The sequence below is a fragment of the Dechloromonas aromatica RCB genome (genome assembly GCF_000012425.1).
The window spans coordinates 196,745-209,892 of record NC_007298.1 but is presented as its reverse complement, the minus strand read 5'-3'; the positions used below and the strand labels follow the sequence as shown (position 1 = coordinate 209,892).

Below are 13,148 nucleotides of genomic sequence, written 5' to 3'. Positions count from 1 at the left end.
GGGCTTGCCTCAAATTGTTAAAGTTTCTTCTCCATCACGAAATCGTCCATCACGTAGCCGTGACCGATGTCGTCTACCGTCGCCGTGCGGACCACAAAACCGTACTTCTTGTACGAATTGATGGCATTCACGTTGCGCTTGTTCACTTGCAGGATCACACAAGGGTAGCCCTGTTTTTTGGCGCGCTCAGCGACATGGGCGATCAACTGACCGCCAACCCCCTGGCGCTGCACGTCGGGGTGAATGTAGAGCTTGTCCAGCTTGAACTCGTCGTTGTAAATCTCGCTGAACGCAAAGCCGACACGACGATCGCCATGGAACGCCTGATCCAGCCACTTGTGCAGGTCTTCCAGGTCATCGTAAAGACGCTCATGGCCGTAACGTTGCTCGAGCATGAAATCGATCTGTTCCTGCGTGATGATGCCAGGATAGGTCGCCTGCCAGATTTCACGAGCGAGGGCCGCGATCGCCGGCACATCGGGCGGCGTCACGGGGCGGATTTCCACTTTCAGGCTGCTGTTCATTTATAAAACCTCTGCTCTCCGGGTGGCCGGGTTTTGAAGCGTTTGTGCAACCAGAAATACTGCTCCGGCATGCGCAGCACCTGGCTTTCGATAAACTTGTTCATGAATTCGGTATCGGCTTCGACGCTCTCGCCGGGGAAGTTTTCCCAGGGCGGCATGACTTCGACCTCATAGCCGTCCGGAACCTGCCGGGCGATACACGGGACGACCCGCGCACCAGTCAAACGCACTAGCCGGGACAAGGCGGGAATCGTTGCCGCCTGGACACCAAAAAAAGGCACGAAGATCGACTCCTTGGGACCGAAATCCATATCGGGCAGGTAGTAAAAGCGGTAACCATCTTTCATGGCCTTGATGATCTTGCGCATGCCGTCCTGCCGGGAGAGCAGGACCGCATCCCTGAAACGCACCCGGCCATCATAAAGGAGTTTATTGAGGACCGGATTCTTCTGGTTGGAATAGACGCTGCAACCCGGCACGTACATCGAGATGCGGGTCGCCTGGGCATCCAGCCCGACGAAGTGAGGCGAGAGGAGGATCACCGGGCGACCTTCTGGATCGGTCAGGTGTTCGACGCCATGAATACGAAACAAACGCTCCAGACGCTCCCGGGACCCCCACCAGCAGAGCGTACGGTCGAGCACAGCCTGGGCGAAGGCGACGAAATGCCGCTTAGCCAGTTCCTCTCGCTCCGCTTCCGTTTTTTCCGGAAAGCACAAACGCAGGTTGATCAGCGCAACCTTCCGCCGCTCCCGGCCAACGGCGTAAAGCAAACGCCCAAGGCCGGCGCCAAGGGCACGCAGAATGGGTAGCGGCAGCCAGTGCAGCAGCCACAGAAATCCGACCAGAATCCAGGTGAGAAATATCTTCACGACACCTTACTCCGCCGGCGGTGGCTCAGCGCCACCCGGTCGCTTGTATCGGTTGTAGCCCCAGAGGTATTGAGCCGGACATTGGCGGATCAGGGCTTCGACCTCATCATTGATTTGCTGCGCCCGTTCGACGGTGGAACCACTCAGGGGATTGTGCGGCAGCTGGAAATGTACACGGTAACCGCGCCCGCCGGGAAGACGCTCCCCCCAGGTCAGCAGCGAGACAGCGCCAGTCTCGGTCAGGCGTGCCGCCAGGGTCATGGTGTAGGCGTAGCGCCCGAAGAACTTGAGCCAGACGCCCTCTCCGGTCTTGGGTGCCTGATCCGGCAACATGCCAACCATCTCGCCCTTCTTCAGCGCCTTGATCAATGCCCGAACGCCAGAGAGGTCGGCCGGAGCCAGATGCAGGTGCTCACGTTTGCGGCCCATCAGGATCAACTCCTGAGCGGAGGCAGACTTGGGGGCACGATAGAGCACCGTGATATCACCGAAAGAGGAGAGGTACTGGGCAGTAATCTCGAAGCAACCGAGATGCGGCGTCAGAAAGACGATGCCCTTGCCGGCCTGCCGCGCTGCCTCGACATGCTCCCAGCCAACGACCTCGGCGACCAGTGGCACGGCCTCTTCCAGCGGACGCATCCAGATTCGTGCCAGCTCAATCATCTGCTTGCCGGTTTCGGCCGCGACAGCACCGCGCAGCGATGGGTCAATCCCGGCCTGTGCCAGGTTTTCCTGCAGGTGATGCCGATAGGTCGGCGAAAGCCAGTAGATCAGGCGGCCGAATCCACCGCCCAGCACATGCAGCAAGCCCAGCGGCAAAAAGGAAAAAATGCGAAAAAGAAAAACCATGACGCCCCGGGGGTTGAATCCCCCTGAGAAAAGTTTAATATTATCCGTTCGCCGAGTTAAACAGACAACTTGCGGGGCGACTAATAAATTCTGCTAAAGCGTCACCTGCTCGTGGTCCAAAGCTGGTAGCGCCGGATCAAAGGACCACTGGAGCACTCCATGAGCGATTACCTCTTCACTTCGGAATCTGTCGGCGAAGGCCATCCCGACAAGGTTGCCGACCAGATTTCCGATGCTATCCTCGACGCCATCCTGGCGCAGGACAAGCATTCCCGCGTTGCCGCCGAAACCCTGTGCAATACCGGTCTCGTTGTGCTGGCCGGTGAAATCACCACCAACGCCAATGTCGACTACATCCAAGTCGCCCGCGACACCATCAAGCGCATCGGCTACGACAACACCGAATACGGCATCGACTACAAAGGCTGTGCCGTGCTCGTCGCCTACGACAAGCAGAGCCCGGATATCGCCCAGGGCGTCAATGCCGCCTATGACGACAACCTCGGACAGGGCGCCGGCGACCAGGGCCTGATGTTCGGCTACGCCTGCGATGAAACCCCGTCGCTGATGCCGCTGCCAATCTACCTGTCGCACCGTATGGTCGAGCGCCAGGCCATGCTGCGCAAGGACGGCCGTCTGCCGTGGGCTCGCCCGGACGCCAAGTCGCAGGTCACCATCCGCTACGTCGATGGCAAGCCGCACTCGATCGACACCGTCGTGCTGTCCACCCAGCACTCGCCGGACATCAGCCTGGAAGACCTGCGCGAAGCCACCATCGAGCAGATCATCAAACCGGTGCTGCCGAAGGAACTGATCAAGGGCGACATCAAGTACCTGGTCAACCCGACCGGCCGCTTCGTCGTCGGCGGCCCGCAGGGCGACTGTGGCCTGACCGGCCGCAAGATCATCGTCGACACCTACGGTGGTGCCGCGCCGCACGGCGGTGGCGCCTTCTCCGGCAAGGATCCCTCCAAGGTCGACCGTTCGGCTGCCTACGCCACCCGTTACGTCGCCAAGAACATTGTCGCCGCCGGTCTGGCCTCACGCTGCCTGGTCCAGGTTTCCTACGCCATCGGCGTCGCTGAGCCAACCTCGATCATGGTCGAGACCTACGGCACCGGCAAGGTCAGCAACGAAACCCTGACGGCGCTCGTTCGCAAGCACTTCGACCTGCGTCCGAAGGGCATCGTCAACATGCTCGACCTGCTCCGTCCGATCTACCAGAAGACCGCCGCCTACGGCCATTTCGGTCGCGACGAGCCGGAATTCACCTGGGAAGCGACCGACCGTGCCAACCTGCTGAAGAGTGACGCCGGCCTGTAAATCCTACATTTCTTCGCATTAAACAAGGGGGCGCGCAGCCCCCTTTTTGTTAGAATTGCGAAATATGTTGAAGAAAATACCAGTCGAAAAACTGACGCTCGGCATGCACCTCCAGGCTTTCTGCGGCGCCTGGCTGGATCATCCGTTCTGGCGGACCAAGTTCGTCCTGACCGACCCAAACGATCTGTGCCTGATCAAGGAAAGCTCGATCAGGGAAGTCTGGATCGACGCGTCCAAAGGTAGCGACGTAGCAACAGATGAGGTTGCCGGCACGACAGAAATCGTCACCGCAGAGGAAATTCCCGAACCACCTCCCGTTGTGCAGGAAAAGGCTTCGTTCAACGACGAAGTCAAACGCGCCGCCAAGATTTGCGCCAAAGGCAAGGAAGCCGTCGTTTCGATGTTCCAGGAAGCGCGCATGGGAAAGGCCATCGAGGCCGAAGCCGCCGCACCGCTGGTCGAGGAAATTTCCAACTCCGTAATGCGCAATCCGGGTGCCCTGATCAGCCTGGCCCGCCTGAAGACGGCTGACGACTACACCTTCATGCATTCGGTGGCCGTCTGCGCCCTGATGATCGCCCTCGCCCGCCAGCTTGGCCTCGATGATCGACAGGTCCGCGATGCCGGCATGGCCGGACTGCTGCACGACCTGGGCAAGGCGATGATTCCGCTTGAAGTGCTGAACAAGCCCAGCAAGCTGACCGACGAGGAATTCGACTTGGTCAAAACCCACCCTGAAGCGGGCTACAAGTTGCTGCTCGAGGGCAACGGCATCAGCGAAATGACCAAGGATGTCTGCCTGCACCACCATGAAAAAATCGATGGCAGCGGCTACCCGAAAGGACTGAACAGCGACACGATGAGTCTGTTCGCCAAGATGGGGGCTGTCTGCGACGTTTACGACGCGGTCACCTCCAACCGTCCCTACAAGGCGGGCTGGGATCCGGCTGAGTCGATCAAACGGATGGCGGAATGGAAGGGGCATTTCGACCCATCCGTCTTCCAGGCCTTCGTCAAGAGCCTGGGCATCTACCCGATCGGCTCCTTCGTTCGCCTGGAGTCTGGCAAGCTCGGCGTGGTCATCGAACAAGGCGAGCAATCGCTGCTCAAACCCAAGGTCAAAGTCTTTTTCTCGACCAAATCGCAAGCCTACATCCGCCCGGAAACCATCGATCTCGCCCGCAGCCCCGAGAAAATTGCCGGCCGCGAAGATGCCGCCAAATGGGGCATCAAGGATGTCGACCGCTACTGGGCTGGCGACAAGGCTTGAAAACGCATTTATAATCCGTCACCTACCGAGGGGCGCTGCAGGAGATTCCTCCCAGGCTCGGTTTAAAACGGCGCTCACTGATCAACCCTGCCGGGCGCAGGGGGCCGCCGGTGAGCAACAACGCCGTTATTCCCCTCCCCGTCACAGTTATTTAGGAGCTTACTGTGGCTGAATTCAAAGACTACGTTATCGCCGATCTTTCCCTTGCCGACTGGGGTCGCAAGGAAATCCTCATTGCCGAAACCGAAATGCCGGGCCTGATGGCCATTCGCGAAGAGTTCGCGAAGACCCAGCCGCTCAAGGGCGCCCGCATCACCGGTTCGCTGCACATGACCATCCAGACCGCCGTGCTGATCGAGACGCTGACCGCGCTCGGCGCCGAAGTCCGCTGGGCCTCGTGCAACATCTTCTCGACCCAGGACCACGCAGCCGCCGCCATCGCCGCGCAGAACATCCCGGTCTTCGCCGTCAAGGGCGAAACTCTGGTCGATTACTGGGATTACACCCACCGCATCTTCGAATGGGCTGACGGCGGTTATTCGAACATGATTCTCGACGACGGCGGCGATGCCACCCTGCTGCTGCACCTCGGCGCCCGTGCCGAAAAGGACATCTCCCTGCTGGCCAAGCCGGGCTCCGAAGAAGAAACCATCCTCTTCGCCGCCATCAAGGCCAAGCTGGCCGTCGATCCGACCTGGTACTCCGTGCGCCTGGCCCAGATCAAGGGCGTCACCGAGGAAACCACCACCGGCGTGCATCGCCTGTACCAGATGCATCAGCGTGGCGAGCTCAAGTTCCCGGGCATCAACGTTAACGATTCCGTCACCAAGTCCAAATTCGACAACCTTTACGGCTGCCGCGAATCGCTGGTCGATGGCATTAAGCGCGCCACCGACGTGATGATCGCCGGCAAGGTTGCCGTCATCGCCGGTTACGGCGACGTGGGCAAGGGTTCGGCCCAAGCCATGCGCGCCCTGTCGGCACAAGTCTGGGTCACCGAAATCGACCCGATCTGCGCCCTGCAGGCCGCGATGGAAGGCTATCGCGTCGTCACCATGGAATACGCCGCCGACAAGGCCGACATCTTCGTCACCACGACCGGCAACTTCCACGTCATCACCCATGACCACATGGCTGCGATGAAGAACAACGCCATCGTCTGCAACATCGGTCACTTCGACAACGAAATCGACGTCGCCTCGATCGAGAAGTACCAGTGGGAAGAGATCAAGCCGCAAGTCGATCACGTCATCTTCCCGGACGGCAAGCGCATCATCCTGCTCGCCAAGGGCCGTCTGGTGAACCTCGGCTGCGGCACGGGCCACCCGTCCTACGTGATGTCGTCGTCCTTCGCCAACCAGACCATCGCCCAGATCGAGCTGTGGACGGAGGCAGTCAAGGGTTCCAACAAGTACCCGGTCGGCGTCTACACGCTTCCCAAGCACCTGGACGAAAAGGTAGCCCGTCTGCAACTGAAGACGCTGAACGCCCAATTGTCCGAGCTGACCGACGAACAGGCCGCCTACATCAGCGTGCCGAAGGAAGGCCCGTACAAGGCCGACCACTACCGCTACTAAGCGATCACCATGCTGAACCTGCTCGCTGTCTGGATCGTCAATGCGCTAGCCCTGCTGGCGCTACCCTATGTCGTTCCGTCGGTCCAGATAGCCGGGTTTGGCACCGCCCTGCTGGTCGCCGTCGTGCTGGGCCTGATCAACACGCTGCTCAAGCCGCTGCTGATCCTGCTCACGCTGCCGGTCACACTGCTGACGCTGGGTCTGTTCATTTTCGTGATAAATGCCCTGCTGTTCATGCTGGCCGATAACCTGGTTGACGGCTTTCAGGTCGCTGGATTCTGGTCGGCGCTATTCGGTTCGATTGGCTACAGTCTGATTTCCTGGGCACTTAGTGTGATCTTCCTGCGCAAAAGCTAGGCTTCCACGATGAGCATGAACTCCTTCCACGCGCGGCAAAAAAAGCCGCGCCCAACCCCTCAGCCAGCCCACGAACGGCCGGCCGGGGTGTTGCGGGCGGATGCCCTGCTCGTCGCCCAGAAACTGGCCCCCTCCCGCACCGCGGCGCAATGGATGATCAAATCCGGACGCGTCAGCTGGGCTGGTGGCGCAATCAGCAAGCCTGCGCTGGAATTACCCGAAGATACACCGCTGACCGTCACCGCCGACCCCGAAGCTCATTACGTCTCGCGCGGCGGCAACAAGCTGGCCGGCGCTTTATCTGAAACCGGCCTCACGGTCGCAGGCAAGGTCTGCCTTGATGTTGGCCAATCAACGGGCGGTTTCACCGACTGCCTGCTGCAGGCCGGTGCCAAACACGTCGTTGGCGTCGATGTCGGCCACGGCCAACTGCACTCGCAATTGCGTCATGACTCTGCGGTCACGGCCATCGAAGGCGTTAACTGCCGCGCCCTGACGGCCGCCGATCTCGGCAAGGCTTTTCCCGAAAGCGGTTTCGAGCTGATCGTTGGCGACGTTTCCTTCATCTCCATGACCCTGGTTCTGCCGCAATTGCCTGCGTTACTCGCAGAACACGGCGACCTGCTGCTGCTCGTCAAGCCTCAGTTCGAAGTCGGCCCCGACAACATTGGCAAGGGTGGGATTGTGCGTGACATAGCGCTTTACAAGGACGTAGAGACAAAGTTCCGAACCTGCGCCGCAAGCCTTGGCCTGAAAGTCCGCGCCTGGCTGGATAGTCCGATTACCGGCGGTGATGGCAACCGCGAATTCTTCATCTGGTTGAACAAATGAAACCTGAAATCTCCATCGAGTTTTTCCCGCCCCAAACACCGGAAGGCATCGAAAAGCTGCGAACCGTTCGGGCCGAACTGGCCAAGCTGAACCCGCATTTCTTCTCGGTCACCTACGGCGCCGGTGGCTCGACCCGCGAACGCACCTTCGCCGTGGTCAAGGAAATCGCGGCCGAAGGCTTCGACGCGGCACCACACCTGTCATGTATCGGATCGACCCGTGAGTCGATCCGCGAAATCCTCGCCGAATACAAGTCCGCCGGCATCAAACGCACCGTCGCCCTGCGCGGCGATCTGCCTTCCGGCATGGCCGAGGCCGGCGAATTCCGCTACGCCAACGAACTCGTCGAATTCATCCGGGCCGAAACCGGCGACTGGTTCAGCATCGAAGTGGCCGCCTACCCGGAATGGCATCCGCAGGCCCGTAGTCCAAAGGACGACCTCGAAGCTTTCGCCCGCAAGGTCAAGGCTGGCGCCAATTCGGCCATCACTCAGTACTTCTACAACGCCGATGCCTACTTCCACTTTGTTGATGAAGCCAAGGCCCTCGGCGTCGATGTACCCATCATCCCCGGCATCATGCCGATCGCTGGCTTCACCAAACTGGCCCGCTTCTCGGATGCCTGCGGCGCCGACATTCCGCGCTGGATGCGCAAGAAATTTGAGAGTTTCGGCGACGATGCCGACTCCATTCGCGCCTTCGGCCTCGATGTCGTCACTGAACTGTGCGAACGCCTGCTCAAAGGCGGGGCCCCCGGTCTGCATTTCTATGCCATGAATCAGAGCGCGCTAACCACGGAAATCTGCCGCCGGCTGGGCTAAATCTGCCTCTCTCCATCGTCGATCAAGCCTGCTTTCGTGGACTTGGTCGACGGTGGAGCTCCACTGAACAACATATATTGTCAAATCGCTTCTGTTCGTTGACGCTCCTGAGCTGTCTCTATATAATGCGCGCTCCCTTTAAGTCGGGTCGGTAGCTCAGTCGGTAGAGCAGCGGACTTTTAATCCGTTGGTCCCGAGTTCGAATCTCGGCCGACCCACCAGTCATTTTCGGGGAATGTGGGGCGCTAGCTCAGTTGGTAGAGCAGCGGACTCTTAATCCGTAGGTCGACAGTTCGAATCTGTCGCGCCCCACCAGAATTACCAAAACACTGAGCCTCGGCCTAGCGTCGAGGTTTTTTGTTTCAAGAGTTGTCGTAGCAAATCTCAGGTGAAATCGCCTGATCGGACGCGGGGTGGAGCAGTTGGCAGCTCGTCGGGCTCATAACCCGAAGGTCGCAGGTTCAAGTCCTGCCCCCGCAACCACCGGATTCCAGCAAAAAGGCCAGTCAATCGACTGGCCTTTTTCATTACAGCCTGTTCGAAGCTTATTTGCGTCCGAACTTCTCAGCCAGTTGATTCAGCTTTTCGACGCGACGCTGCTCTGCCTTGGCTTCCGCCTCAGCTGCCTTGCGCTGCTCAGCCTGTTTCTTGAAGCGCTCACGCAACAGTTCAGCCGCATGCTGCCGGTTTTCATCGGTGACTTCACCGGCTGGCGTGCCATCGAGATTCAGGCGTACCGTGCCTTTTTCCATTTCCTTCAGATAGCGCGTTGAAATGGTGTGGCTACGCATGGCCAGACGTAGTGCCTTCTTGCTGACCTCAGGCAACTGGGCGAAGACCTGTTTATCAATGCCGATGGCCAGCGGGCTGAAATTGCGGAATACATCGAATTGCGTCTGCAAGCCCTTGAGCAGGGCTCGCGCGTCAATCGGCTTTTCGGTAATGGCTTCGGTAGTCGTCATGATGTAACAGGATCTGGTTAAGGCGCGAAGGTTAGCACGAAGGCACGCCCTTGCAGGCGCGAAATCGGTTTTCAGACACCGTTTTTGCGGAACCAGGCCAGCATGCGTTTCCAGCCATCCTCGGCCTCCTCCTTGCGGTAACTGGGGCGGTAGTCAGCATGGAAGGCATGCGGCGCATTGTCGTAAACGTGGATTTCCGACGCCTTGGCCGCTGAACTACCTTGCTGCAAGGCCTTTTCCATGGCTTCGACGGTTTCCAGCGGAATGCCGGCGTCCAGACCGCCATAGAGACCAAGCACCGGGGCCTTGAGCTGCCCCACCAAATCGGTCGGGTGTTTGGGTGTGATCTCGTTGGCGGGACCAACCAGTTTTCCGTACCAGGCCACGCCCGCTTTGACGCTCGGGTTGTGGGCACTGTACAACCAGGCGATACGACCGCCCCAGCAGAAACCGGTGACCGCCAAACGGTTCGTATCCGCCCCCTTCGCAGCGGCCCATGCCACGCAGGCATCGAGGTCGCTCAACACCTGGGCGTCCGGTGTCTTGCTGGTAATCTTTTCGAGAATTTCGGGAATGCTGGCAATCTGCCGGGGATCCCCCCGGCGAGCAAAGAGGTCGGGGCCGATGGCGCAATAGCCGAGCTTGGCTAGGCGGCGACAGGTATCGCGGATGTATTCGTGGGCACCAAAAATCTCGGACACCACCAACACCACAGGCGGCTTGGTCAAACCACCCGGCACAGCGCGGTAGGCGACCATCTCGCCATCCTTGACCGGGACTTTGATTTCGCCGGCAATCAAACCAACTTCGTCGGTCTTGATCGCGGTTTGCGCCATAACCGGCTGAGTGGCGAGGGCGAAACCAGCCCCCAGACTGGTCACCAGAAAGCTGCGGCGATCAAAGGTCTGCGGCGGAACAAGACTGTCGAACTCGGGTTCGGTTTTCATGATGGATCTCCTCGGTGGGCATTACATCAGGACAATGTCGTACTGCTCTGGTGAATAGCTGGGTTCGGATTGTAATGAAACAGATTTGCCGATGAAGTCGGAAAGCATGGCCAGCGCCTGAGACTCTTCGTCGAGAAACAGATCGACGACATCAGGACCGGCCAGGATGCGGTATTCACGGGCATTGAACTGGCGCGCTTCACGCAGCAGCTCACGGAGGATTTCGTAGGCCACGGTGCGGGCCGTCTTGACTTCGCCACGCCCAGTGCAGGTTGGACAGGGGTGGCATAGCACGTGAGCCAGTGACTCGCGAGTGCGCTTGCGAGTCATCTCGACCAAGCCCAGTTGAGTGAAGCCGTTGACCGTCAGTCGCGTATGGTCATGCGCCAGCGCCCGGTTGAATTCGTCCAACACGGCCTTTTTGTGCTCCTCGTTCTCCATGTCGATGAAGTCGACAATGATGATGCCGCCAAGGTTCCGCAGGCGCAGCTGACGAGCGATGGTGACCGCCGCCTCGAGGTTGGTCTTGAAGATGGTGTCGTCGAAATTGCGCACACCAACGAAACCGCCAGTATTGACGTCGATGGTCGTCATCGCCTCGGTCTGGTCAATGATCAGGTAGCCACCGGATTTCAGATCGACACGACGGGCCAGTGCTTTCTGGATTTCCTCCTCGACACCATGCAGATCGAACAAGGGACGCTGGCCGGTGTAGTGCTCGAGCAACGGCAGGACGGCTGGCGTGTATTCCTCGGCGAAACCGGTCAGCTTCTGGAAATTCTCCCGCGAGTCGATGAAAATGCGCGTCGTTTCCGGATTGACGAAATCGCGCAGCACCCGCTGCCCGAGCGAGAGTTCCTGATAGAGCAGGGTCGGCGGCCCTGAGGTCCGGGCCTTGTCGCGGATATCGGCCCAGGTCTTGCGCAGATAGGCGATGTCGGTGGCGAATTCTTCGTCGCTGGCGCTCTCCGCCATGGTCCGGACGATGAAACCGCCCGGTTCGTCACTGGGCACCAGCCGGGTGATCTTTTCGCGCAGAACTTCGCGCTCGGCCTCGGACTCGATGCGCTGCGAGATGCCGATATGTTTTTCCTGCGGCAAATAAACCAGCATGCGGCCGGCGATGGACACCTGCGTCGACAGCCGGGCGCCCTTGGTACCGATTGGATCCTTGACGACCTGGACGAGAATGCTTTGCCCGTCGTGCAGAATCTTCTCGATTGGCCGTTCGGTGGCCGTTTCGCGCGGCTGCCAGATATCGGCGACATGCAGGAAGGCGGTGCGATCCAGTCCGACGTCGATGAACGCCGACTGCATGCCAGGCAGGATGCGGACGACACGCCCGAGATAGACGTTACCGACCAGCCCGCGGCTCGCCGTCCGTTCGATGTGCAGTTCCTGGACGACCCCTTGTTGCATGACAGCAACGCGAGTCTCCTGCGGCGTGAAATTGATCAGTATCTCTTCGGTCATGGGGCGTAGAATGCACGGTTTTGCTGCATTCTACTATGCCCAAAGCTCCCGAACTCCTCGCGCCTGCCGGCTCACTCGACATGATGCGCACCGCCTTCGATTTTGGCGCCGATGCGATCTATGCCGGTCAACCACGCTACAGCCTGCGCGTCCGCAACAACGAGTTCGGCAGCATGGAGAAACTGGGCGAAGGCATCGACGAAGCGCATGCCCGCGGCAAGCAGTTTTTCGTCGTCAGCAACATCATTCCGCACAACGCCAAGCTGACCACCTATCTAGCCGACATGGCGCCGGTCATCGCCCTGAAGCCGGACGCCCTGATCATGTCCGACCCGGGCCTGATCGACATGGTGCGCGAAACCTGGCCGGAACAGGTCATCCATCTGTCGGTGCAGGCCAACACGGTCAACTGGGCTTCGGTGCGTTTCTGGCAGAAGATGGGCGTCCAGCGCATCATCCTGTCGCGCGAACTGTCGCTTGATGAAGTCGCCGAAATCCGCCAGCGCTGCCCGGATATCGAACTCGAAGTCTTCGTTCATGGCGCGCTGTGCATCGCCTATTCCGGCCGTTGCCTGCTGTCCGGCTACTTCAATCACCGCGACCCGAACCAGGGCACCTGCACCAACTCCTGCCGCTGGGATTACAAGGTCAGCACCTCCGACGGGCAGCCGGCGCAAATGATCCGGCAGGAGCAGGAAATCCTGATCGAGGAGAAGATGCGGCCCGGCGAGTTGATGCCGATCGAAGAAGACGAGCACGGCACCTACATCCTGAACTCCAAGGACCTGCGCGCCATCGAACACGTGCATCGACTGGTCGAGATCGGTGTTGACTCCCTGAAGATCGAAGGCCGCACCAAGAGCCCCTACTACGTTGCCCGGACCAGCCAGGCCTACCGCCAGGCCATCGACGATGCCGTCGCCGGAAAACCGCTCGACCCGGCCCTGTTGCGCGAACTGGAAGGCCTGGCTAACCGTGGCTATACCGACGGCTTCCTGCAGCGCCACCACGATGCCGATTATCAGAACTACCTGCGCGGCAGTTCCGAGTCGGACCGCAGCCTGTACGTCGGCGATGCCGTAGGTTTCGATACGGCGCGCGGCCTGATGGAAATCGAGGTCAAGAACCGCTTCTCGGTGGGCGACCGCCTGGAATGCGTCCACCCCTCCGGCAACTATGTTTTGTCGCTGGACCGCATGGAAGACAAGGCCGGCCAGCCCGTCACTGTCGCCCCCGGCAGCGGCCACCGGGTCTGGATTAATTTGCCGGCCATGTACACCAATTCCTTTGTCGCGCGTTTTGTCTAACAAACGCCATACAAATCAACAACAAATCATCTTTG

The 13,148-nt window shown here is 59.7% G+C and carries 13 protein-coding genes, 3 tRNA genes and 1 riboswitch; of the genes, 10 read left to right on the top strand and 6 right to left on the bottom strand.

Annotated elements, in window-relative coordinates; translation table 11 throughout:
- Positions 1 to 17: 17 nt before the first annotated feature.
- From DARO_RS01030 to DARO_RS01020, 3 genes are read right to left on the bottom strand one after another with little or no spacing between them, the layout of a single operon-like run.
- Positions 18 to 524, bottom strand: coding sequence for a GNAT family N-acetyltransferase (locus DARO_RS01030; RefSeq protein WP_011285960.1), 507 nt, complete (start codon positions 522 to 524; stop codon positions 18 to 20).
- Positions 521 to 1,396: a lysophospholipid acyltransferase family protein gene (locus tag DARO_RS01025; RefSeq protein WP_011285959.1), complete on the bottom strand. Its 876-nt coding sequence runs from the start codon at positions 1,394 to 1,396 to the stop codon at positions 521 to 523. Before DARO_RS01025 ends, DARO_RS01030 begins: the two co-directional genes overlap by 4 nt.
- 6 nt (positions 1,397 to 1,402) lie before the next feature.
- On the bottom strand, positions 1,403 to 2,245 hold the full coding sequence (locus tag DARO_RS01020; RefSeq protein WP_011285958.1) for a lysophospholipid acyltransferase family protein: 843 nt from the start codon (positions 2,243 to 2,245) through the stop codon (positions 1,403 to 1,405).
- A 159-nt stretch (positions 2,246 to 2,404) separates the two neighbouring features.
- Between DARO_RS01020 and metK the strand changes: the two genes are divergently transcribed.
- The 9 genes from metK to DARO_RS00975 all read left to right on the top strand — a co-directional run bounded on the left by metK (position 2,405) and on the right by DARO_RS00975 (position 8,907).
- Complete coding sequence (gene metK / locus DARO_RS01015; RefSeq protein ID WP_011285957.1) at positions 2,405 to 3,568, top strand: methionine adenosyltransferase; 1,164 nt, start codon at positions 2,405 to 2,407, stop codon at positions 3,566 to 3,568.
- A 64-nt stretch (positions 3,569 to 3,632) separates the two neighbouring features.
- On the top strand, positions 3,633 to 4,838 hold the full coding sequence (locus DARO_RS01010; RefSeq protein ID WP_011285956.1) for an HD-GYP domain-containing protein: 1,206 nt from the start codon (positions 3,633 to 3,635) through the stop codon (positions 4,836 to 4,838).
- Positions 4,839 to 4,859: 21 nt separating this feature from the next.
- Positions 4,860 to 4,921, top strand: a riboswitch (S-adenosyl-L-homocysteine riboswitch).
- A gap of 81 nt (positions 4,922 to 5,002) precedes the next feature.
- On the top strand, positions 5,003 to 6,415 hold the full coding sequence (ahcY, locus tag DARO_RS01005; protein WP_011285955.1) for an adenosylhomocysteinase: 1,413 nt from the start codon (positions 5,003 to 5,005) through the stop codon (positions 6,413 to 6,415).
- Positions 6,416 to 6,424: 9 nt separating this feature from the next.
- Positions 6,425 to 6,772 carry a phage holin family protein gene (locus tag DARO_RS01000; RefSeq protein ID WP_011285954.1) on the top strand — a complete coding sequence of 116 codons (348 nt, stop codon included), beginning with the start codon at positions 6,425 to 6,427 and terminating at the stop codon, positions 6,770 to 6,772.
- Between the two features lie 15 nt (positions 6,773 to 6,787).
- Positions 6,788 to 7,603, top strand: a complete 816-nt coding sequence (locus DARO_RS00995) for a TlyA family RNA methyltransferase (protein WP_497463017.1) — start codon at positions 6,788 to 6,790, stop codon at positions 7,601 to 7,603.
- Positions 7,600 to 8,424, top strand: coding sequence for a methylenetetrahydrofolate reductase [NAD(P)H] (metF, locus tag DARO_RS00990; protein ID WP_011285952.1), 825 nt, complete (start codon positions 7,600 to 7,602; stop codon positions 8,422 to 8,424). The genes DARO_RS00995 and metF overlap by 4 nt, the downstream gene beginning before the upstream one ends.
- 145 nt (positions 8,425 to 8,569) lie before the next feature.
- Positions 8,570 to 8,645: transfer RNA gene (locus DARO_RS00985), tRNA-Lys, on the top strand.
- Positions 8,646 to 8,663: 18 nt separating this feature from the next.
- A tRNA-Lys gene (locus DARO_RS00980) sits at positions 8,664 to 8,739 on the top strand.
- 92 nt (positions 8,740 to 8,831) lie between these two features.
- A tRNA-Met gene (locus tag DARO_RS00975) sits at positions 8,832 to 8,907 on the top strand.
- A gap of 62 nt (positions 8,908 to 8,969) precedes the next feature.
- Here DARO_RS00975 and DARO_RS00970 read toward each other — a convergent pair.
- The 3 genes from DARO_RS00970 to rng all read right to left on the bottom strand — a co-directional run bounded on the left by DARO_RS00970 (position 8,970) and on the right by rng (position 11,806).
- A complete protein-coding gene (locus DARO_RS00970) occupies positions 8,970 to 9,386 on the bottom strand; it encodes a ProQ/FINO family protein (RefSeq protein ID WP_011285951.1) in 417 nt (138 codons plus the stop codon).
- A gap of 71 nt (positions 9,387 to 9,457) precedes the next feature.
- Positions 9,458 to 10,333 carry a dienelactone hydrolase family protein gene (locus DARO_RS00965; protein WP_011285950.1) on the bottom strand — a complete coding sequence of 292 codons (876 nt, stop codon included), beginning with the start codon at positions 10,331 to 10,333 and terminating at the stop codon, positions 9,458 to 9,460.
- Positions 10,334 to 10,354: 21 nt separating this feature from the next.
- Entirely contained in the window at positions 10,355 to 11,806 is a 1,452-nt protein-coding gene (rng, locus tag DARO_RS00960) for a ribonuclease G (RefSeq protein ID WP_011285949.1), read from the bottom strand.
- A gap of 35 nt (positions 11,807 to 11,841) precedes the next feature.
- Here rng and trhP point away from each other — a divergent pair, with 35 nt between their 5' ends.
- Complete coding sequence (trhP, locus tag DARO_RS00955) at positions 11,842 to 13,113, top strand: prephenate-dependent tRNA uridine(34) hydroxylase TrhP (protein ID WP_011285948.1); 1,272 nt, start codon at positions 11,842 to 11,844, stop codon at positions 13,111 to 13,113.
- Positions 13,114 to 13,148: the final 35 nt, after the last annotated feature.

Bases quoted from the DNA above. Each gene is read 5' to 3' on its own strand.
- DARO_RS01020 (WP_011285958.1), bottom strand. From the start codon at position 2,245: ATGGTTTTTCTTTTTCGCATTTTTTCCTTTTTGCCGCTGGGCTTGCTG.
- trhP (WP_011285948.1), top strand. From the start codon at position 11,842: ATGCCCAAAGCTCCCGAACTCCTCGCGCCTGCCGGCTCACTCGACATG.
- DARO_RS00965 (WP_011285950.1), bottom strand. From the start codon at position 10,333: ATGAAAACCGAACCCGAGTTCGACAGTCTTGTTCCGCCGCAGACCTTT.
- DARO_RS01000 (WP_011285954.1), top strand. From the start codon at position 6,425: ATGCTGAACCTGCTCGCTGTCTGGATCGTCAATGCGCTAGCCCTGCTG.
- DARO_RS01030 (WP_011285960.1), bottom strand. From the start codon at position 524: ATGAACAGCAGCCTGAAAGTGGAAATCCGCCCCGTGACGCCGCCCGAT.
- DARO_RS00970 (WP_011285951.1), bottom strand. From the start codon at position 9,386: ATGACGACTACCGAAGCCATTACCGAAAAGCCGATTGACGCGCGAGCC.
- DARO_RS00995 (WP_497463017.1), top strand. From the start codon at position 6,788: ATGAACTCCTTCCACGCGCGGCAAAAAAAGCCGCGCCCAACCCCTCAG.
- DARO_RS01010 (WP_011285956.1), top strand. From the start codon at position 3,633: ATGTTGAAGAAAATACCAGTCGAAAAACTGACGCTCGGCATGCACCTC.
- rng (WP_011285949.1), bottom strand. From the start codon at position 11,806: ATGACCGAAGAGATACTGATCAATTTCACGCCGCAGGAGACTCGCGTT.
- metF (WP_011285952.1), top strand. From the start codon at position 7,600: ATGAAACCTGAAATCTCCATCGAGTTTTTCCCGCCCCAAACACCGGAA.
- metK (WP_011285957.1), top strand. From the start codon at position 2,405: ATGAGCGATTACCTCTTCACTTCGGAATCTGTCGGCGAAGGCCATCCC.